At 43.9% G+C, this 20,556-nt stretch carries 18 protein-coding genes and 1 pseudogene; 9 read left to right on the top strand and 10 right to left on the bottom strand.

Annotated features, from left to right (window positions below):
* Positions 1-78: 78 nt before the first annotated feature.
* Positions 79-960: a carbohydrate ABC transporter permease gene (locus EIM92_RS09320; RefSeq protein WP_125082414.1), complete on the bottom strand. Its 882-nt coding sequence runs from the start codon at positions 958-960 to the stop codon at positions 79-81.
* A 29-nt stretch (positions 961-989) separates the two neighbouring features.
* Positions 990-1,922 carry an ABC transporter permease gene (locus EIM92_RS09315; RefSeq protein ID WP_211344467.1) on the bottom strand — a complete coding sequence of 311 codons (933 nt, stop codon included), beginning with the start codon at positions 1,920-1,922 and terminating at the stop codon, positions 990-992.
* Positions 1,923-2,280: 358 nt separating this feature from the next.
* Between EIM92_RS09315 and EIM92_RS09310 the strand changes: the two genes are divergently transcribed.
* Positions 2,281-4,275 (top strand): beta-galactosidase, encoded by a 1,995-nt coding sequence (locus EIM92_RS09310; RefSeq protein ID WP_125082412.1) that lies wholly within the window; start codon positions 2,281-2,283, stop codon positions 4,273-4,275.
* A gap of 700 nt (positions 4,276-4,975) precedes the next feature.
* Complete coding sequence (gene norA / locus EIM92_RS09305; RefSeq protein WP_125082411.1) at positions 4,976-6,139, top strand: multidrug efflux MFS transporter NorA; 1,164 nt, start codon at positions 4,976-4,978, stop codon at positions 6,137-6,139.
* A 48-nt stretch (positions 6,140-6,187) separates the two neighbouring features.
* Here norA and EIM92_RS09300 read toward each other — a convergent pair whose 3' ends face one another.
* The 3 genes from EIM92_RS09300 to tatA all read right to left on the bottom strand — a co-directional run bounded on the left by EIM92_RS09300 (position 6,188) and on the right by tatA (position 9,088).
* Positions 6,188-7,531, bottom strand: a complete 1,344-nt coding sequence (locus EIM92_RS09300; protein WP_125085091.1) for an ABC transporter substrate-binding protein — start codon at positions 7,529-7,531, stop codon at positions 6,188-6,190.
* 126 nt (positions 7,532-7,657) lie between these two features.
* Positions 7,658-8,638 carry a VanZ family protein gene (locus tag EIM92_RS09295; protein WP_125082410.1) on the bottom strand — a complete coding sequence of 327 codons (981 nt, stop codon included), beginning with the start codon at positions 8,636-8,638 and terminating at the stop codon, positions 7,658-7,660.
* Positions 8,639-8,884: 246 nt separating this feature from the next.
* Entirely contained in the window at positions 8,885-9,088 is a 204-nt protein-coding gene (gene tatA, locus EIM92_RS09290) for a twin-arginine translocase TatA/TatE family subunit (protein WP_125082409.1), read from the bottom strand.
* A gap of 147 nt (positions 9,089-9,235) precedes the next feature.
* On the opposite strand from tatA, the gene ytaF reads away from it, so the two are divergent.
* From ytaF to EIM92_RS09265, 6 genes and pseudogenes are all read left to right on the top strand, one after another.
* Positions 9,236-9,859, top strand: coding sequence for a sporulation membrane protein YtaF (ytaF, locus tag EIM92_RS09285; RefSeq protein WP_342772911.1), 624 nt, complete (start codon positions 9,236-9,238; stop codon positions 9,857-9,859).
* A gap of 12 nt (positions 9,860-9,871) precedes the next feature.
* Positions 9,872-10,123, top strand: coding sequence for a class I SAM-dependent methyltransferase (locus EIM92_RS09280; RefSeq protein ID WP_125082407.1), 252 nt, complete (start codon positions 9,872-9,874; stop codon positions 10,121-10,123).
* Between the two features lie 60 nt (positions 10,124-10,183).
* Positions 10,184-10,315 (top strand): annotated as a pseudogene (locus EIM92_RS24720) (MerR family transcriptional regulator); the annotation flags it as partial.
* 36 nt (positions 10,316-10,351) lie between these two features.
* The gene (locus EIM92_RS09275) at positions 10,352-10,999 is read left to right on the top strand and encodes a GyrI-like domain-containing protein (RefSeq protein ID WP_164515060.1); all 648 of its coding nucleotides are present in this window, start codon (positions 10,352-10,354) and stop codon (positions 10,997-10,999) included.
* A 463-nt stretch (positions 11,000-11,462) separates the two neighbouring features.
* On the top strand, positions 11,463-12,404 hold the full coding sequence (locus EIM92_RS09270) for a class 1 isoprenoid biosynthesis enzyme (RefSeq protein WP_125082405.1): 942 nt from the start codon (positions 11,463-11,465) through the stop codon (positions 12,402-12,404).
* Positions 12,405-12,473: 69 nt separating this feature from the next.
* The gene (locus EIM92_RS09265; protein WP_125082404.1) at positions 12,474-12,722 is read left to right on the top strand and encodes an NHLP leader peptide family RiPP precursor; all 249 of its coding nucleotides are present in this window, start codon (positions 12,474-12,476) and stop codon (positions 12,720-12,722) included.
* A 32-nt stretch (positions 12,723-12,754) separates the two neighbouring features.
* Here the strand turns inward: EIM92_RS09265 and EIM92_RS09260 are convergent, their stop codons facing one another.
* The 3 genes from EIM92_RS09260 to EIM92_RS09250 all read right to left on the bottom strand — a co-directional run bounded on the left by EIM92_RS09260 (position 12,755) and on the right by EIM92_RS09250 (position 17,246).
* Positions 12,755-14,659, bottom strand: a complete 1,905-nt coding sequence (locus EIM92_RS09260) for a sensor histidine kinase (protein WP_125082403.1) — start codon at positions 14,657-14,659, stop codon at positions 12,755-12,757.
* A 310-nt stretch (positions 14,660-14,969) separates the two neighbouring features.
* Positions 14,970-15,839 (bottom strand): phosphosulfolactate synthase, encoded by an 870-nt coding sequence (gene comA / locus EIM92_RS09255; protein ID WP_246021265.1) that lies wholly within the window; start codon positions 15,837-15,839, stop codon positions 14,970-14,972.
* A gap of 108 nt (positions 15,840-15,947) precedes the next feature.
* Complete coding sequence (locus EIM92_RS09250; RefSeq protein WP_125082402.1) at positions 15,948-17,246, bottom strand: MFS transporter; 1,299 nt, start codon at positions 17,244-17,246, stop codon at positions 15,948-15,950.
* A gap of 187 nt (positions 17,247-17,433) precedes the next feature.
* Here EIM92_RS09250 and EIM92_RS09245 point away from each other — a divergent pair, with 187 nt between their 5' ends.
* Positions 17,434-18,135, top strand: a complete 702-nt coding sequence (locus EIM92_RS09245; RefSeq protein ID WP_125082401.1) for a 2-phosphosulfolactate phosphatase — start codon at positions 17,434-17,436, stop codon at positions 18,133-18,135.
* 15 nt (positions 18,136-18,150) lie between these two features.
* Here the strand turns inward: EIM92_RS09245 and EIM92_RS09240 are convergent, their stop codons facing one another.
* Positions 18,151-18,807 (bottom strand): YitT family protein, encoded by a 657-nt coding sequence (locus tag EIM92_RS09240; RefSeq protein WP_125082400.1) that lies wholly within the window; start codon positions 18,805-18,807, stop codon positions 18,151-18,153.
* A gap of 193 nt (positions 18,808-19,000) precedes the next feature.
* Entirely contained in the window at positions 19,001-20,503 is a 1,503-nt protein-coding gene (locus EIM92_RS09235) for a PTS transporter subunit EIIC (protein ID WP_125085089.1), read from the bottom strand.
* Between the last annotated feature and the right edge of the window lie 53 nt (positions 20,504-20,556).

Genomic DNA, 20,556 nt, shown 5'->3' with positions numbered 1-20,556 from the left:
CTCCCTTAAAGTTCGTTAGCTTTCCTTATTCTATATGGTAAAATCGTCTGACTCCATAGCTTGAGGAATCGGATGAATTTAACCCTTGATCGAGCCCAGCAGCACTCCTTTGGCAAAATGCTTCTGCAGGAACGGATAGACGCACAGGATCGGAATCGTGCCGACCACAATAACGGCCATCTTGATGGATTGCTCCGGTGGCTGCACGAAGGTCGGGTCCATCGAACTCATATCCCCCGCCGATTGCGATAGCATCACGATCTGCCGTAACATCACCTGAAGCGGCCATTTACTCGGATCGTTGATATAGAGCAGGGCTGAGAAGAAATTGTTCCAGTGGCCGACCGCGTAAAATAACGTGAAAGTAGCTAGTACGGGCTTCGAAAGCGGAAGCACGATTTTCCAGAGCAGACTGAGCTCGTTGCAGCCGTCGATTTTGGCCGCTTCCTCCAGCCCGGGGGGCAGCTCCTGAAAGAAATTTTTCACAATAATTAAATTAAATGCGCTGATAGCGCCGGGCAGGATCAGGGAGTTCAATGTATCAAGCAGATGCAGCTCGCGAATGACAAGGTACGTTGGAATCATACCGCCGCCAAACAACATCGTGAAAATAACAAGGTTCAAAATCATGTTGCGCCCCATCAGGTTGCGCCGGGCCATCGGATATGCCATCGTCACCGTGAAGAACAGATTGACGATCGTGCCGATCACAGTCACGTATATCGATACACCGATGCTGCGCATAATGGTGTCCGTAGAAAATATGAATTTATAAGCGTCCAGCGAGAACGTCTTCGGGATCAGGAAGACGGCGCGCTTCGTAATTTCGGCATCCGTCGCGAATGAACCCGAGATAACAAATATAAAGGGCAGAACGGCCATTAATCCGAACAAAGCGAGGAACACGTAGTTGAATACATCGAATATTTTCTCGCTCGTGCTTCTGTATTGCTTGCCCACAGCATCTTCTCCTCTCTAGGTCAAGGCGGTTAATAAAGTCCTGATTCCCCGGATTTTTTAGCCAGCCAGTTGGAGCCAAGTACAAGTATTACGCCGATGACCGATTTGAATAATCCAACAGCCGTACTATAGCTAAATGCCCCTTGCGTGATCCCGAGCGCATACACATACGTATCAAATACCTCGGCGACCTCGCGATTCAAAGCATTCATCATCAAATAAATTTGCTCGAACCCGTTATCCAAAATCGTCCCCATCCTCAAAATAAGCAGAATAACGATCGTGCTTCGTATAGATGGCAAAGTGATATGCCATAGCTGCCGCCAGCGGCTGGCTCCGTCGACGATAGCGGCTTCATATTGCTCTACGTCAACGCCTGCCAGCGCCGCCAGGAAAATAATCGTTCCCCAGCCGCATTCCTTCCAGATGGTCTGCAGGATGATGAGCGGCCGGAACCAGTCCGGGCTGGCCAGAAAATCGATTTTCCTACCTGTAAACGCATACAAAAATTCATTAACCATACCGCCTTCGGTCGTTAGAAATACATAGGTCAAGCTCGCCACGATGACCATGGATATAAAATGTGGTACATAAATCAGCGTTTGAATCGTTCTTTTGAAGATGGCCCGGCGTATTTCATTAAGTAGCAGCGCTAATATAATCGGGGCTGGGAAGAAGAAGATCAAATTGTACAGGGACAGAATCAGCGTATTGCGCAGCAGCATAAAGAAATCAGGGTTTTGGAAAAAAACCTTGAAATGCTCGACGCCCACCCATTCGCTTTTCCAAAATCCGATAAAGGGCTGATAGTTTTTAAATGCGAGCAAGATTCCCCACATGGGCACATATTTAAAAATTAGAAAGTACAGCAGGCCCGGCAAAAGAAGAATGTACAGCCACTTATCACGCTTCAGGCGCTTCCAGCGGGTTTCTCGGTTGTCTTTTAAAGCTTGTTTCGACATAAGGATGTTCGGTGCTGCCGATGGTTTCACCCTGTTCACCTCCAAATAAGTCATCCGCCAATAATCGTCATGCATTTCAGCAATGGATATGAGAATCCATAACTGGGCGAATGCATTGTGCCCTAACTTGAGATTTCATCATGAGATTGTCGGCTTGCATGCGATGTAGTCTCATTATGGGTCAGCGCTTATTTTCCGGCAATTAGACTTTCTTGAAGGCCTGGCAAACGGTGCGACAGCCCGCTGTACTCAAAAAAGTGCAAATGCGGCAAAACATTGCTATTGCCGAGAGTTCAAGGCTAAGACAGACTGATGGTGAACAGCGATAATGCATTTCTAGAGGAAAGGTGGAGAAGAGTTGAATAAGAAGCTTTATCACGGTGCCTGCTTGTATCCAGAGCTATGGGGGCGGGACGTACTGCTGGAGGATATCGCTACCATGAAGCAGGCTGGGATCAATGTCGTGCGGATCGGGGAATTCGCCTGGTCTATCTTGGAGCCCGAGGAAGGGCATATCGACATTAGCTCATTTGTCGAGGTGATTGAGCTGCTGTACGAGTATGGCATCGATACGGTCATGTGCACACCGACACCGACACCGCCGATCTGGCTGAGCCATGGCCACCCGGAGCGGATGTATGTGGATGAGCACGGCACCATAATGGATCACGGCGCACGGCAGCATGTCTGTACCAATCACCCTTATTTCCGTAAGCGGGCCTCAATCATTATTGAGCATATTGTACAAGCGGTCAGCTCCTTGCCGGGCGTCATTGCCTGGCAGCTCGACAATGAGTTCAAAGCCCATGTAGCAGAGTGCATGTGCAGGACGTGCAAAGAATTATGGCATCACTGGTTAGAGCAGCACTACGGCACGATTGAGAGCTTGAACGAGGCTTGGGGCACGAACGTCTGGAGCCAGACCTACCAACGGTTTGAACAGGTGCCGCAGCCGGGACCGGCCCCCTTCCTGCACAATTCTTCGCTGCGGACGATGTACCAACGCTTCTCCATGGAGAAGATCGCCGAGTTCGCGGATGAACAAGCGGCCATCATCCGGCGGTATTCCGCCGCGCCTATTACGCATAATAGCAGTATCGCCTTTCACCTCGACAACGAGCGATTGTTCCAGAATCTCGACTTCGCCTCCTTTGATACCTATGCGTCCAAGGATAATGCGCACGCGTACTTATTCAATTGTGATTTATGGCGCAATTTTAAACCGGGTAAGAATTTCTGGATCATGGAGACAAGTCCCTCCCATGCAGCGTCCCTGGAGAGCTACGCCACGCCGCATCCGAACGGGTATGTGAAGGCAGAGGCTGTAGCCGCGTATGCCCTCGGCGCCGGGGCTTTCTGCTACTGGCTATGGCGTCAGCAGCGGACGGGCAGTGAGCAGCCTCACGGCTCTGTCGTAAGCGCCTGGGGCGAGCCGACGATCGGCCATCGTCAGGTACTAGAAGTGGAGGCCGCCAGGAAGGAGCTTGAAGAGATCCTGCAGGAGACAAGACCTGTGCAAGCAGAAGTCGCCATCACATACTCCGATAGAGCAAAGGCTTATTTGAAGACCGAGCCGCATCGGAAGCTGGATCATCGGGGACTGGTAAATGAATTCTATAAGAGGATACTATCGCTCGGCCTCCATCGCGATGTCCTTCCGGAAGGAGCCGATCTCGACGGTTACAAGCTGCTGTTGACGCCTTTTCTCCCTTATGTATCCGCTGAATATTTACAGCGCGCACTGGAGTTTACTGCCGGGGGCGGGATTTGGGTCGTAGGGCCGCTAACCGGAGGACGCACGGAAGAGCATACGATTCATACGGATGCGGGACTCGGCGAGCTGGAGATGTTAGCAGGCGTAAAGACGGTGTTTACGTATCCTATGGATGGTACGGGATCCATCGGTCGCGCCTTTGGCGTATCGGCTCCGCTCTCGCTATGGAGCACAGTATTCCAGCCACTGGAAGGCGGCGCGTCCGTGGTGGGCGAGATCAGCGATGGGCTAACGCCCGGTCTGGCGTTTCTGACGGAGCATCGGCACGGAAAGGGTAAAATCATCATGCTAGGTTCAATGCCGAGCGGGGAGGAGGGGGATCAGCTGCTTCGCCAGCTCATCCAGCACTACACCGATGAAGCCGGAATAACCGTTAAAAGCGACGTGACCCCCGGTACCATTATCGCCCCAAGGCAGAGAGCAGACGGCCAAACATTGTGGATCATAATCAACATGGACGGTCACGGAGGCAGCGTTACCTTGCCTTGCCCGGGAACGGATGCTGTAACAGGACATGATCTTCCCGCAGGCCAGGTGACTGTAGATGCGTTTGGATACAAGGCAATTTTTTGGGATTAGCAGCTCTTTTAAGCCCTTGTTTCAATTTTCCATAATCCGTTAGTGAATAAAAACCATAAATAACCCACAAGATAGTTACTTTGTACAAAATAACTTTGTTCAAAGTGTCCTTCTTGTGGGTTAAAAATTGGGGTTGGGGGCTAGCGCCACTCCCACCGCAAAACAAATTTTACCTTTATGCTTCATATAGAGCCTATCTCCGTTCCACAGCATTTAACCCTTAACTACTTCACCTAGTTCTCCTTATTCACTTAGTTCACCAGTTCCTCAATAAATACGTGCACATTTTAGGTGGATTTTTTGAGTTTATTTTTTCATTTTTCCTCAATTAGACAAAATAACTGTATTTCGTGTATCTAACTCATTTTTTTTAAACCAACTCCCCCTCCCAACTCCATATAGCTACACAAAATCCAGCTAAAGACATATCCAAAAAGTATGAGCAATTTTTAACTACAACGAATCCAATTATTGCACGAGTAGTCCCCTTATATTCTGCGGCATTCTCGCCAGAACATTGTGTGACATGGCCTCTTCATCATGATCAGTGTGTAACACGGCCTATTCATTATAATCGTCCGTGACCACTACTATACTGCAATTTATTATTGTTGTATAATAGTAGGTCTGTGGATCAATCTTAAACTTAGTTATCCACAGATCGACTGTACTTACAGCATAAGTTTAGAGGAGTATGTTTATGAGAAACCCGAAAATAACATTAGCTATCCTATTAACGAATTTATTTATCGCCTTTCTTGGGATCGGACTTGTTATTCCGGTACTGCCAACTATTATGAATGAATTAAATATTACCGGAGCCGTTGTCGGTTATATGGTGGCGGCTTTTGCAATAACTCAGCTCATCATCTCTCCATTTTCCGGCCGCTGGGTGGACAAATACGGACGTAAAGTGATGATTGTGCTCGGTCTATTCATCTTCGGGTTTTCAGAGTTTCTGTTTGGGATCGGAAGATCAGTAGAAATTTTATTTATCTCCCGCATGCTGGGCGGGGTCAGTGCGGCATTCATTATGCCTGCCGTGACGGCCTTTATCGCGGATATTACAACGAACGACACTAGATCCAAAGCGCTTGGCTATATGTCGGCAGCGATTAGCACAGGCTTCATCATCGGGCCAGGTGTTGGCGGGATTTTGGCTGAAATCGGCACTCGCATTCCGTTTTATTCCGCTGGGCTGCTTGGCGGTATCGCCGCGATCCTTTCTTTGGTTCTTCTGAGGGAACCAGAACGGGCTGCTAAAGAAACCCCAAAATCAGGTCAAACGAGCGGGCTGCGTCGCATTTTCATTCCGATGTACTTCATCGCGTTCATTTTGATTTTCGTGTCTTCGTTCGGCCTCGCTGCATTCGAATCACTCTTCAGCCTGTTCGTCGACCATAAATTCGGCTTTACGCCAAAGGATATCGCCATCGTCATTACTGGCGGCGCGCTGGTCGGCGCAGTGGCTCAGATCCTGCTATTTGACCGCCTGACTAAACGCATCGGCGAAATCAATGTCATTCGCTTTTGTCTTGCGATCTCTGCCGTTCTCGTGCTTCTAATGACATTTGTAAGCACCTATTTTATCATTTTGCTGACAACCTTCGTCCTATTTACCGGATTTGATTTAATGCGCCCCGCCATCACATCGTATCTATCGAAAATTGCCGGGAACGAGCAGGGCTTTGTCGGCGGCATGAACTCGACTTTTACTAGCATAGGTAATATTTTCGGCCCGATCATCGGCGGCGCGCTGTTCGATATCAACTTGAACTATCCCTACTATTTCGCTACCATCGTACTTCTTCTAGGCACAGGTATTGCCCTGTTTTGGAAAAAGCCGGAGCTTGCAGAAAGTTAAAAGATGGCACCGAGTATCGAGTAATACTTTGTTAATCAGGGCTAGTGACTATTCGCTGATTATAAGTGCGCCATCATAGCTGTTATTGGCCGTATCTTCTCCTTCTTCGAAACTGTCATCTCCCTGATCCCCATCTTTTTTGGAGGCCCTATCGTTTACCCCCTTGTCTAATACGGCCTGTCCTTCCTCCTCAATCGTCTGTAGCGCCTCCTCAATGGATTTCTTCTTCTCTTCAGCCAATTTCAGCTCACGATCGACGATCGGTTGGTACTGGGGATAGAAATCCCCGGGGATTTTATTATGGTCCAGCGTACTTGTGCGGTCCAATTTCAGCTGCAGTTTATAAAACACGTCCAAGCTTACGCCGCCAATTTCCTCCAATATTCCCATCCGGGACAAAAGTCCGTTATTCAACGACCTCGATTTAATTTTGGCGAATTGTTCCCCGTTAACAAATTTCAAGAACTCCCATGCGGCATCCACATTCGACGAGTTCGCACGGATAGCAAACAATTCATTGATGTAGAAATTTCGGGTTTTATCGGGTTCGAACGGATCGACAGGCCCTGCGACGAGGCCGACTTGAAAAGGCTTGTAATCCTTGAGCGTATTCCTGGCTTCTTTCATGTTGCGCAACAAGTAAAAGCCGTCGATCTCCATTGCCATACGCCCCATCAAAAACGCTCGGCTCTGATAATACTCGGTCATCGTTCCGCTCCTGAATCCCCCGTCCTGAGGATTGTAAATTGTCCCCGAATCGATCGCCTCCATGGCCAACTTATAGGCCTGCTTCCAGGAATCCGTATTCAGTGTAATTTTCATTTTATCGGTATTGAGATATTTTAAACCCTGAGTACTGGCGATGGATGATGCGAGATCCTCCAAGGACATGCCGTGGTCGCTGCCAAATCCGTAAACACGAGTCTTCTCGTCGCCTTCGGTCGGAAACTGCCGGGCCGTGTCGATGATTTCCTGCCATGTAACTCCATCATGCGGTACTTCAACTCCATATTTAGCGAACAGGTCTGCATTATAGAAAAGGACGTTGGCGAAAAAGAAAGGAGCTAAGCCGTACAGTTTACCACCGCCCTGCTCCTTGAGAATATCAAGTAGTGCCGGGTAAATGCTGCCAATATCGTACTTATCGCGTTCAATCAATGTACCAAGTTCCAGCAACTTACCTTCCTCAATATATTTCTCATAATTGTCCATACTCAACCTGATTACATCCGGCTGTTCCTTCTCGATGAAGTCTGCAAGTGCTTTATCATAATCCTGATCTTCCCCAGTATGAATACTATTCGTGCTAACCACTTCAATGTCGATATTAGGATGCTGCATCATGAATAAATCGCCGTATTGCCGGAAGAAATACGATTCCTCCATATACATTATTTTCAAACTGGAACGTTGCTCGATTTCCTTTGCAGGAAAGCTGGAACACCCCGCTAACACAACACCGCATAAGAGAAGCAATTAAGCTATAAATAGTGAAGGATTCCGTTGACCTTAATTCACTTAATCTATGATACTAATAAGAATCGCCTCAGCCACTTGCTTGTCTTCATCCAATAACCAAACTCTAACCGTGGGAGTGATATCCCTAGTTTCTAACAGGGAGGATATATCAGAACTTCTTAGTGCTTCATACTTACTGATCACGGTATTTTTATCGGAAGAAATAGTTCTGGAAAATAATCGAGTTGCGTCATTTATCTGTATATGAACATACTCCTCGCTGATTTCCTTTTGCTCTGTTGTTCGCACAGATTTAGGGTTCATATACACTGTAATTATATTCGTGTCAGCAGCTGTTAAATCTCCAAACAAGTCTGCCTCTGCTTCATTCCATCCCGCCATTACTTCATTATTTTCATAAACATAACTGATCTTGGAAGTTGAGAAAGACAACAGCTCAGGCTCGATCATCCTAATAACGATGCCCCCAGAGAGTCCTGTAACCAAGAAGAAGCCAATAAGCGATATCAGGAGTTGATTCCGGGAGGTTGTCGATTTATAGAACCATTTGTGTATACCAATACCTAGAACCCCTCCAATGAAATTCAATAGAATATCATCGATGTCACTGCTGCCCAATGCAAGAACATACTGAATAATTTCAAGCGTAAACGAGGTAAACAACAACCAGAGAATTGGAATATGAAAAGGCCTTCTGTGTGCAACATAAGCTAGAAACACACCAAATGGAACAAAGATAGCAATATTCCCCCCTATATTTTCTAATGCCCTCCCCATATCCATATTCTCGCCTGTAAAAAATTCAATAATCGTATTAAAAGGAATCATATTAATGCTTCTTAATGCTGGCATTATTCCTGTATGGAATAGTGCTGAGAAAGGAATAGTCTTAAACATAATAATTTTAATGGCAATGAAAACATAAACGATAAACAGTACACAAAATATAACATTCAACCATCTGCTGACTACGGATTTTTCCAGCTGATCTCCCCATCTTTTGTGTAATTTGGATCCCATCTTATAGTCACACCTTTCCTAAATTGATTACACGTGTCTAATCAAATAGGAATACGTTTATTTCGACCAATTAGTTACATCTACCTCGTTTGACTTTTTTAGGATAATTACTACAAAGAACTGTTGTAGGTTTGACCAATACTATTTTAATGATTCCTACTATCTCACAAGCATTAGCCATCAAGCAGATAGTTATCCGCACAAACAAAAAAGGCACCTCCCGGCGCCTCATCTCTATCTATCTTCTCATTTGCTTTTATCTTCGATGGACTTGATCTCTTGCGGCTTATCTTCCTCTTCTTTGAAATCTCCGCGAGCGCCTTTCTTGAACTCCCTTAACATCGTGCCAAAACTGCGTCCAAGTTCCGGCAGTTTGCTGGGACCGAACAACAGGAGCGCGGCAATGACCAGCAACAGCAGATGTGTTGGCCGCAACAAGTTTTCAAGCACATTTATCACTCCCTAGATATATCTTATTGTAAATTATACTACTTTATACGATTGAAGGGGAGTTTTTCTACTCGTTTTAGTCAATTATTGTGAAAGAAACCAAATCAGACCCCTGGGCATATGCTGTGATCAAAGCGACGCAAAGGAGTGAACCTCTTGAGTTCCTACAGTCTGTTAGCAATCATAGCAATCGGTTTGGCTTCCAATCTGGATAATGCGGGGGTCGGAATTGCCTACGGTGTCCGTAAAATTCGCATTCCCTGGTACTCGAACCTGGCTATTGCTCTCATATCCTTTCTGGCTACCCTGATCTCTGGTTTGTTCGGAAATTTAGTATCTACCTGGATCTCCCCCTGGATCGGCCAGTTGATTGGAACCATCGTCATCATCGGTGTTGGCGTATGGGTGCTGCTTCAGCCTTATGTAGAAAAAAAGCCCGTCCCCAGTGAGGTGCCCCCGGCCAGTTCTTTCACCCGACTGCTTCAAAATCCAGAGGAAGCCGATATAGACAGCTCCAAGTCTATAAGTCTAACCGAATCAATATTACTGGGAATTGCTCTGGCGATGAATGCTCTCGCCGGCGGCTTCAATGCAGGTATTACCCAATTGAATATATGGTATACCTCACTGTCCGTGGGTATATTCAGCTTTATTCTACTGGCTGTCTGCGCCGGATTCGGGGAGAAATTTGCAGCCGAAAAGCTAGGGAACCGAGCGACGATAGTTTCCGGTTTATTGCTGATCTTCATCGGCTTTCGGCAATTGTTCTGAAGATATCCGCCCATTGATTTTATCGTAGGCAATGCCACCGATTTCAGCTTGAATCAGAAGGTGGATGCGGTTTTCTCCAATGCAGCTCTGCACTTGATGAAGGACGCCGAGGTGGTCATTGCTTGCATAAGGAATGTCATTCAGGAAGGCGGACAATTCGTTGCTGAATTTGGCGGAAAAGGCAACGTGGATACAATTGTCCAAAGTATCTGTAAGGTGCTGTCCGAGCAATACAGCATCGAGGCAAACTCATTCAATTCGTAATGGACAAGTGTTGCGCCTATTGATTGCTTTTCAAAGAAAACATAGGCCAGGCATTATGCTGACATTGATTTACTTCCTCCGGGATTTATTGATGAAAGTACCGGCTATCGGTATTATTTTGAACACCAGCTAGCAATGGCTAACAAAATAAACATGTTGAAAACCATGGGATTCAGTCTGCATTTAATAAAGAAAATTCTATATGAATATGATGAGGATATTCATCTGATGAAGTTCTTGAACATGCAGGCAGCACAATTACAGGAGGAAATAAACGAGAAGCAGGATAAATTATTGTTGATAAACTCCATGATTAAACACCTGAACTCTCAGAAAGACGCATCAAAATATACGGTTACCGTGAAGAAAATTCCACAACGACGAGTAGTCTATTTACGCGCACAAATCAGGCAGTATCAAGATGAAACTCTGTTATGGAGAAGATTGTCCAAAATCATTCATGATCAGAATATACGGCTAAGCTATCCGCATTTTAATATAGCGGTTTTTCACGAAGAAGATGTTCAAAATCAAAAAATTGATGTTGAAGTCCAAAAATCGATCTCAGGAGATTATGAAAATCTGCAAGAAGCTAATTTAAAAATATCAAAAGAACAAACCGTGGCTTCATTTATATATGAAGGAAGTTATAACAAGCTTAGTGAAGTGAATGAAACCGTCGCTCATTGGATATTAGATAATGATTATGAACTAAACGGCTCCCAATTTAATATTTATCATATCTCCCCTGAAGAGGCCAACGAGTCTGCCGATTTATTAACGGAAATTTGTTTTCCCGTAAAGAAAAAAATGCATAGGATAATAAAGCAATCATACCGATTGTATCCATACATTTCCGTAAACCAATTGTCATAACTTATAAGAGCTACATTATCGCTAGGACCTAATACATAGTCGTAGAAATACTATACACAGGTATCGCATTTATACTTATCTTCGGGCTTTATATCCCGTCCATTAAATTTTAGGTGGTAAAGGAACTATATTAAGCTTATTAACCGGATCATTGTATACATTTAGTATATATCTCTGACCATTTTTTTGTTGCCTTTAGAGTCAGTGGTATATAGAAGTTAATAAAATCCATGAATAAAAATTCCTCCCCCCAAAACTCCCCTGTGTATAATAAGCCCTACTTTATACAATGAGATAATTTGGAGTCCGGTTTTCACCAACGTAGATCAAAAGTCACATATTTGTAATTTTGGAACATTTCATATACGCTATAATTATAATAACCGGACTACTCTCGTCTTCTTTGCCTAACGATAATTTTGTAGGTATACCGGGGCTTTAACTATGATGAGAGGTGTTTATTTTGCTCTGGCTTTCCAATTATGAAGAAGATCTACAGCAAGCGTTCGCTGAAGCGAACAAATTGTTATCCGCACTCCCTCCCCCCTTTAGCCAACCAGCCCGTGATTTCCTTGATAAATTCCATGTTATGAAGGAGCACCGCTCAAAAAATTACATCTGCTATCTTCTCCCATTCTGGCTGCAGGAGAAGTCAGGAGTATCCACCGCAGATTGCCGCAGGATAGCGATTGCGAACATTTTCGGGATGTTGTATTATCATCTGATCGATGATCTAATGGATAATCCCGATGCCAGGTTCAAGCACCAGCTGCCACTAGCCGACCTCATTCATTTCGAGTTTATGAGCATCTATAGAGAGTACTTTCCGATCGGCTCATCATTCTGGTCGTATTTCCGCAAGTATGTCGGCGAATGGGCGGATGCCGTCACACATGAGAACAGCAATAATTTCTTCCTCGAGGAGCCCGTACGCGTTGCTCATAAGGCTGCACCAGTGAAGCTGTCCGTTGTCGCCATTTGCTTGCTTGCTAACCAGGAACCAATGATTCCATCGCTTGAAGAGAACGTGGATACCGTGCTCATTACACTGCAAATGCTGGATGATTGGATGGATTGGGAGAAGGATCTGAAGGAAGGCAGCTATAATTGCCTTATCGCTCTCATTGAGAGTAAAATGAAGTTGCCTAAGGACCAGCGACCTACACCGCAGGAGATTCGGAACGCGATTTATACGGAAGGCATTTTACTAGAATATGCACAACAAGCCGAAGCTCACCATCAATCGCTAGTAAATATCCGGCCTAACGCACGTCATCTTTATGATTTTCATGAATTTCTTATCCGAAATGTCCAACAAGGCGCGAATCAAATCGAAACAGATAGAAAAATATTAAAATCTGGCGGACTAGAATATTGGTTGTCGACAAAAATCAATAATTCCTAGATTAAAACTGTGACTAATGTTATAATATGTAAGCATTTACTACCATTTTTTCTGAGAAAGGGTGATCTTATGACAACATCAGGAGCTCTCCTTCAAACGCAAATTATTCAGAAAGCTTGGCAAGATCCTAGCTTCAAAGCCAAGTTGTTAGACGATCCAAAGGCGGCGATCCAGGAGGAACTTGGGGTTACACTTCCGGATCACATCAAGGTTAAGACAGTTGAGGAAAGTTCCGACGAATTTTATCTTGTTCTTCCCCCAAATCCGTCGGAAGTAATGAAGAGTGACATCAAGCCTAACGCTGTGTGGGGTAACTAAAATAACAATAATTGGGGTAGGAGATTGAATACCTAACTTTCAGGTTCGTTTACCTGAGGGAAACTGATTATCGCTTCTGTTCCTACCCCTTTTTCACTAGTGAAATGCACTTCACCTTCCATGACTTCTATAATTCTGAAAGTAACCATAAGTCCCAGTCCTGTACCTTTAGTTTTAGTAGAGAAATAAGGCTCCCCTAGTCTAGATAATGCCTCCTTATCCATCCCTTCACCATTATCTTTTATATGAATTGAAACCTTTCCGTTCTCTTTATGTGCCCAAATCTGTATATCGCCATCACCATGAAGAGCCTCAATACTATTTTTAATAATATTGATAAAAGCCTGTTTAAATTTTGAAGAATTTCCTCGTATATATAAATCATTGGGAATATGGACAGAAATCCTTCCTCCTTGAAGATTTACCATAGGCACTAATATCCCCTCAATATGAATAAATTCATTTAACAAATTTAGAGTCGTGACTTTCCCTACCTCCGGTTTAGCAAACGTTAGAAAATCAGTAATGATATTTGAGGCACGATCTAATTCATCCAACGCCATATTCATATAGACTTTATCAGAATTATGTTCCTTCTCCGCAATCAACTGTAAAAAACCTCTGGTTACTTGTAACGGATTACGAACCTCATGAGCAACAGAAGCAGCCATTTCACTGATAATTTCCATTTTTTCAGCACGCTGCAATTCGTTATTGAACATTTCCAGTTGTCTAGAATATTCAACAACTTGTTTGTGAGTTTCCGCAAATCTTCTGCCTAGTATGATGATCAGAGAAATGAGAAAGCTAACAACACCCCATTTCCACAGGAATAAATCATAATACGCTGAGTTTAAATAAAACCAAGCCAACTCCCCAATCCCAAGAATTGCAAATATAGCGAAACCAGAAGAAAAAATAATAGCCTCTCGGTTACCCTTAATTGCATAAACTGTGGAGGTGCTTACTAATATAATAAACTGGATTATCATAATCATTCCTAGTGCTGTAGCAGAAATATAACTATATATGTTGTGATAACGGTAACCCGAGAAGTTATTAATAATCATTGCCACAAAACAGAATAATGAATAATACACTTGAAATTTTCTGAATTTCTTAATTATCGAGTAATAGCCTGATCCAAATATCTTTTCGAAAAAGAAAGTAAATGAAGGCAATAGTAAAAATAAAGATAAGTCAAATAGGGTAACATAAATATCACCAAAATTGCCTAACAAGGAATATAAAAAAGATGAATAAGTAATTACAATTACTCCACTTGCCAAAATTACAGCACAAAGTGCTAACCAAGTTGATACAGTTTCAGAGTTTAACAAAAATAAGCAAAAAAGCATAACAATCGCAATAAAAATTAGAGCGCTGCCTAAAATAAAGTCAGTTATATTACTTTTTATGTAGTCAATTTGAAGCGAGGAAAATTCACCAATAAGTACTGAGTCTTGAACTCCAATTCTGTTACTGGAACTAATGCCCAAATACAAATAACTACCACTAAACTCCCTTTTTAAAGGAGCGAGTATCGTATTAATTTCATAGTTATATTGACGTTGAGATTCATAAATAACCTGATCATTAACCATCATCAGGATATTATGCCCATAAACTTTATCAAATAATATTGCCGGTGAGTCAAAATTAACTTCTGGAAGTTTCATTTTAATCCATTGTGTAGCCTTTTCGTTACGTTTAGCAGTTATTGGAGTTGACGTACTATAACTAGTCCAATTTTCTATCTTGTCCAGATCCTGTTCAGTTAGATGCAAATTATCTTCATCAATCCACGCTATCTCCCACTGGGAAATAATATTCTCATTAGCCACAGTGTTTCTTCCAGAGCTTTCTAGTAAAAAAGCGCAATATGCAACTAGTACTATTCCAAGAGCGATGGATACTCCTTTAAATAACCCCTTCATTACAGCACCCCTGCCAGTAAAATAAGAACATTTTTCATTCTCTCATTTATTATTCGATATAATCTCTCTTAAACCTTCAATATTCTGGAAAAAACCAAACTTTTTTTATCATATTTTGTCACTGCTTCAAAGTGTTAATATACCATGACTTTATCTCAGGGGGTAGACGTGGAGGAGTTCTGTATCAATACCTCTTACTTTTACAAAAAATTACAGCAGTTAAAGAATAACGCGCACCGATTGAATTTCGGTACGCGCTGGTTACATAGCTTCTTCATCGATCTGCTTAACCGGGCATGGGCATCCAAAGTCAAATTACATAAAAAAATTCCTTTTCCTTTTCTTTTTTCGTTCTTACCCCGAAGGTAAAGGTATCTTGACGCAGTCCTCGCCGCAACGTCTCAAGAGAAAGGATATCGCCTGGCGAAATATTGCCTAAATTGGCGTTAGGGCCAAACTTGTTCAGAAACAGCACCTGCTGACTCTTTAAAGGCGCCTCCCAAATTAATTTATCCGTATCCGTGACAAATTTCAGAACATCATCGAGAAGATTCAACCGACACTCACCCTGTTCATCGAAAACGCCAACCCCCATGCCTGTTTCACGTGCTTCAATCGTTAACAGCTCTGCCCCTGCCTTCAGATCGACCTCAAGCGTATCGGCCAGCACGACTGCATCTATAAGCGATCCCGATATTTTCTTTCCGTATTCTGTGAAGACCTTCAGGCCATTCTTTATGCCTTCTTGGATCAGTTCTGTACGTTGATCACGGGAGAGTTCAATTGTACCATCTGATACTTCAATAGCATTAAAACCAAGATTGCATATGGTGTTGAAAAATTCCGAAACTACGTCTTGCAGAACAGCTGTCTCCAACAGCGTTCCACCCGGCATAACTGTGACCCCATACTGTTTAGCTAAGTTGATCTTATAGAGCAACAATTCCGTCTTATAGAGTGGGGCGGTTCCAAAACCAAATTTAACGCAATCGATATAATTTGAACCTGTTTCCATTAGATCCATAAATGAGTTTTTGCCAAGACCCTTATCGATGACCATCGTATGCCCTCGACTAGTGACATCGCGTGTTTCGCGCGTGCTATCCTGTACAAATGGTTTGCGAAATCCGCACGGATCACATAATTCGGTTGGCCAAATTTCATGTAAGGAACTTTTCATCTGGATTCTCCTCAATTCTTTTTGACTTGTCGCTTCATTCCAATGACATAGGCATCATATGCTGAATTTTCATGTCATGTGCCCATGACTTTGAAATTTATAAACGGTTCAATCAATTTGAGGAGGGGGTTTAATTAAAAAAAATACCAGACCAAGCGTTCCCAATGATAATGCGGAAACCGTTATAAAAACAAGGCGATCAGACTGATCCATCATCCAGCCGAATAATGGAGGGCCTGCCGCTACACCTAAAAACCGCAAGCTGTTATACAGGGACGTGATCATTCCTCGTTCGCTTTTCTGAATCGCGCCGGTGATCATCGTATTTAAGCAGGGGAGAAGCAAGCCTGTTCCAATGCTGCTAACCGTTAGCAACCCGATAAATACATATATATTTTTTAAAAAGAACAAGGTGGCAGCAAGAGAAAGCGTCATGGCAACCAGCCCGATATTCATAAGCCAGCGCATTAATTTGCCATTTTTCTTAATCAAGCTTCCCGTAGTATATGAAGTAATGACCATACCTAATAATGGAATGGCCAGCACCAAACCTTTCATAACTCCATCAATATTATAAGGCTCCTCCTCAAGAATGTTAGACAAATAAAAAAGCACTCCAAACAATATAAAAAGCCCTAATGATCCCGCAAAAAATGAAGTGATGAGCCACTTTCCTTTTTCCTTGAATATTTGCCCAATTTTTTTAATGTATTTTGATAATTGGTTGTTTTTTTCAGTCTGTTTTGGTTCTTTAATCAGAAAGATCACTGCCAACAGAGACAATGCACAAAATACGGGAAAGGCGAAAAACGAAGCATACCAGACGATCAAAACAAGCAAGGAGCCGATAATCGGACTAAGCACTTTTCCCGTTCCATTCGATGCCTCAATTAAACCAAGTGCCTTACTCTCCGTACCACCATCATACAAATCGCCTACGAGCGCCATGGCAATCGGTGCCGTTCCTGCCGCCGCAAGCCCCTGAATCGCTCTGGCCGCAATAATAACTGCATAGGAGTCCCATATAGCCCCAAACCCGGCCAGGATTCCGGCTCCCCCATAAATGATCAGGGCCGGCACAATAATGACTTTTCGGCCAAAGCGATCGGACAGATAACCGATCACCGGAATAAAGATGCCTGCAGCCAAAGAAAAAATGGAGATGATCAAACTGCTTTGAAATTTACTGATCCCAAGCTCTCTTTGCATTACGGGGAGAACCGGCACCAGCATGGAATTGCCGAAGACCAGTACGATCGGGATCGTGGCAAGCGCAGTAAACTCCCAGATGCGCCCTTTTGAGCCATTACCCGATTTAGTTGACGTGTCTTTTGACTTGGATGGCTCCGTCAGTTCTATATCGCTCTGGAAGCTAATATTCAGCTTTCGTGACTTTGTTTTTTCCATTTGTGATAGCTCCCCTGACCAGGAATTTTTGGTTATCATTTGCTAATTTCTAAGGAAATATTCTTTTGGATAACTTAGAAACGATGGGCTTCAGAATTTCTATGGTTAGTGGGGAGAGGCACTTCTTCCAATAAGCCCAATATACTGTTATAAAACCTGGCATTGTGCTGGCTGAAGGGGATATTAAATGACCATAAAGATTATACAGGGACACAACCAGCAACCCGGAACTTCAAGTGTTAATGTGATCATTGATGTTATCCGAGCTTTTACGGTTGCGCATTATGCTTTTATTAAGGGGGTACAGGGAATCATTCTGGCAGGAACACTGGATGAAGCTTTTCACTTAAAAAAGCAATATCCGGGGGTTCTTTTAGCGGGGGAGATCAAAGGTCTGCCAATTGCGGGGTTTGATCTGGACAATTCTCCCGTACGTTTGCATAATGCAAATCTTCGGGGGAAATTCCTCATTCAGAAAACAACCAACGGAGTAAAAGCAGCACTAAACTCATTAAATGCGGATCATATTTTTGTTACGGGGTTCACAAATGCAAGAACGACAGCGAGTTTTATAAAGAAGAAACTATTGAAGGAAGACATCGACATGCCTATTCATTTAATTGCTTCCCACCCATCCGGGGATGATGACCTGGCTTGCGCGCAATATATAGCAGGAATTCTGCAAAATTCCGACCGATTTTCAACGGATGAAACGATTCAGCGAATTCGCAAGTCGGAAGCGGCCAAGAAGTTTTACGATCCTGCGAAACCAGACTTTTTACAGGAGGACATAGCGCTTTGCACCCAAGAGCTGCCCGCTGAATTTGTTATGAAAGTAAATTATAAGGACGAACTTCCGCTTATTGAAAAGGTACTGGTACAGAATTAATTAAAATAGATGGACTCACTTTTTGCGCCAAGCAGGATAAAAAACCGATTTCAAACTAGGAAACTGATGGAACCAGTTGATAATTCGGGTAGATAGCCACTGGCATACAACGGCAAGAATTATAATCTTCCAATCAATAACATATGCAGTAAGGGCAAAGATAAATCCGTTCATCCAGAACAACGATGTGCCGGGATGAATTCCTTTGTACTTGTAAATCGCCAAAGCTACATAACCGATTCCTCCGTTGGATACCCGCTGCTTGATCAGGATCGAGACAGCAGTACCCAGAATAACCGAACCGAATAACAGATCAATCCATACGTTCGCAAACGGAGGATCAACAAACACCTCAAAAAAATTGACGGATACGGAAGTTGCCGTGATGACAAATACGGTTCCGAAAGCACTGATTTTGCCTAAATAATTGACCGTAAAAACAAGAAAAACGATATTAGCAAACCATAACCCGAAGCCCATTGGCAAACCGAACGCATGATTCAATAGGACAGCAATCCCTGCCCCTCCTCCGGAGGGAATGGCATGAGGAAACAGAAAAATAGCCATGGCAAAGCCCTGCATAGCAGAGCCGATCGTGATGAAGATAAATTTCTTAATGACACGGCGATAGAAGAGTGCCTTGTTTTGGCCGGGAATGAACGGCAAATTCATATGAAATCAATCATCCTTCATAGATTGGAATGACAAGCCAGTCCTGCTTTCTTATCTTATGCTTGTCATTGAAAAGAGAGACCGAGATATCGTGAAAAAGAATCCCTCGTGACGGATGACAAAGTTGCCTGCGTTCTCCAGACAGGTTCATCCATCGCGAGGGCTATCCTTTATGCGCTACTTGCTACATGGTTCATCGTATGATCTTTTTAATCTCATCCTTAATGGATTCCGCCTGCGGTCCAAAGACAATCTGAACTGCACCTTGACCGAGACGTATAATTCCCAATGCGCCAAGCTTTTTCAGCTCGGAATCCTTCACCGCCTTGTCATCCTTCACGATCAGACGAAGACGGGTAATACAAGCGTCGATGCTTACGATATTATTCGCCCCACCGATATGATCCAGCACTTGAGCCGCTTTGGAAGCTTTAGGCATTGCTGGGTCGACACCAGCGTTGACCTCTGCTTCTAGGGCTGGCTTTGCTCCCCATTTTTCCTCCTTATCCGCATCGTCTTCATTCTCACCTTCCTCCTCACGCCCCGGGGTTTTCAGGTTCAGCTTGGCGATGAGAATCCGGAAAAAGAAGTAGTACACCACACCGAAGCCCAGACCTACCGGAAAGAGCAGCCAGGCGTTCGTAGACAGCTTTATATTTACCAGATAATCAATCAGACCGGCAGAGAACGAGAAGCCTAAATGCACGTCCAGCGCATACATAATAAGACCAGAAAGACCCGTCAAAATCGCATGAACTACGTATAATAACGGGGCAACGAACATAAACGCGAACTCAAGCGGCTCGGTAATTCCGGTCAAAAATGAAGCCAGCGCTGAACCCATAAAAATGGAGCCAACGAACTTGCGCTTGGATGGCTTCGCGGTATGAATAATGGCCAAGGCCACCGCTGGCATTGCAAACATCATGATCGGAAAAAAGCCGGACATGAACATTCCCGCCGTCGGATCACCGGCAAAAAAGCGCCACAGGTCGCCGTGAACGACTTCGCCAGCAGCATTGGTGTATTCCCCAATCTGGAACCAGGCGATAGAATTCAGCACATGATGCAAGCCGAGTGGGATCAACAAACGATTCGCGGTTCCGAATACGAATGATCCGATTCCCCCCAATCCAACCACCCAGTTGCCGAAATCGGCAATCACGTCTTGAATCGGACTCCACACCATACCGATCAGGACAGCAAACACCATCGTTGAGGCCGCAGTAACAATCGGTACGAATCGTTTCCCGGCAAAGAAGCCAAGCCAATCCGGCAGCTTGATATTATGATATTTGTTATATAGAAAAGCAGACCATAAGCCGACAAAGAAACCACCCAGAACCCCCATATTCAGTTTCACATCATCCGGTATGAACGGCATTTGCAGCGGAACTTGAGCAAGCACTCTCGTAAATACCATATATCCGATAAAGGCTGATAAAGCGGCAACAGCATCTCCAGCAAATCCAATCGCAACGCCAATCGCAAAAATGAAAGGCAAATTGTCAAGGATCGCCAGGGCGCCTGAAGTCATGAAGGGTGTCACGAATTGATTCAGAAAACCTCCTAAAGCCCCTAAAGGAATATCGTTTTGATAGTCGATCATTCCAAGCCCTTGCAGGATACCCGCCGCAGGTAGTGTAGCCACCGGCAGCATAAGAGACTTACCCAGTTTTTGCAGTTTAGCCAGCATATCCATCATCCTCTCGATTTTTATACATCTTGCCTTATTTGAGCATCACCAAA

This window comes from Paenibacillus lentus (assembly GCF_003931855.1).
Classification (GTDB): Bacteria; Bacillota; Bacilli; order Paenibacillales; family Paenibacillaceae; genus Fontibacillus; species Fontibacillus lentus.
Note: the sequence above shows the minus strand (reverse complement) of the source record. Positions and strands in the feature narration are given on the sequence as shown.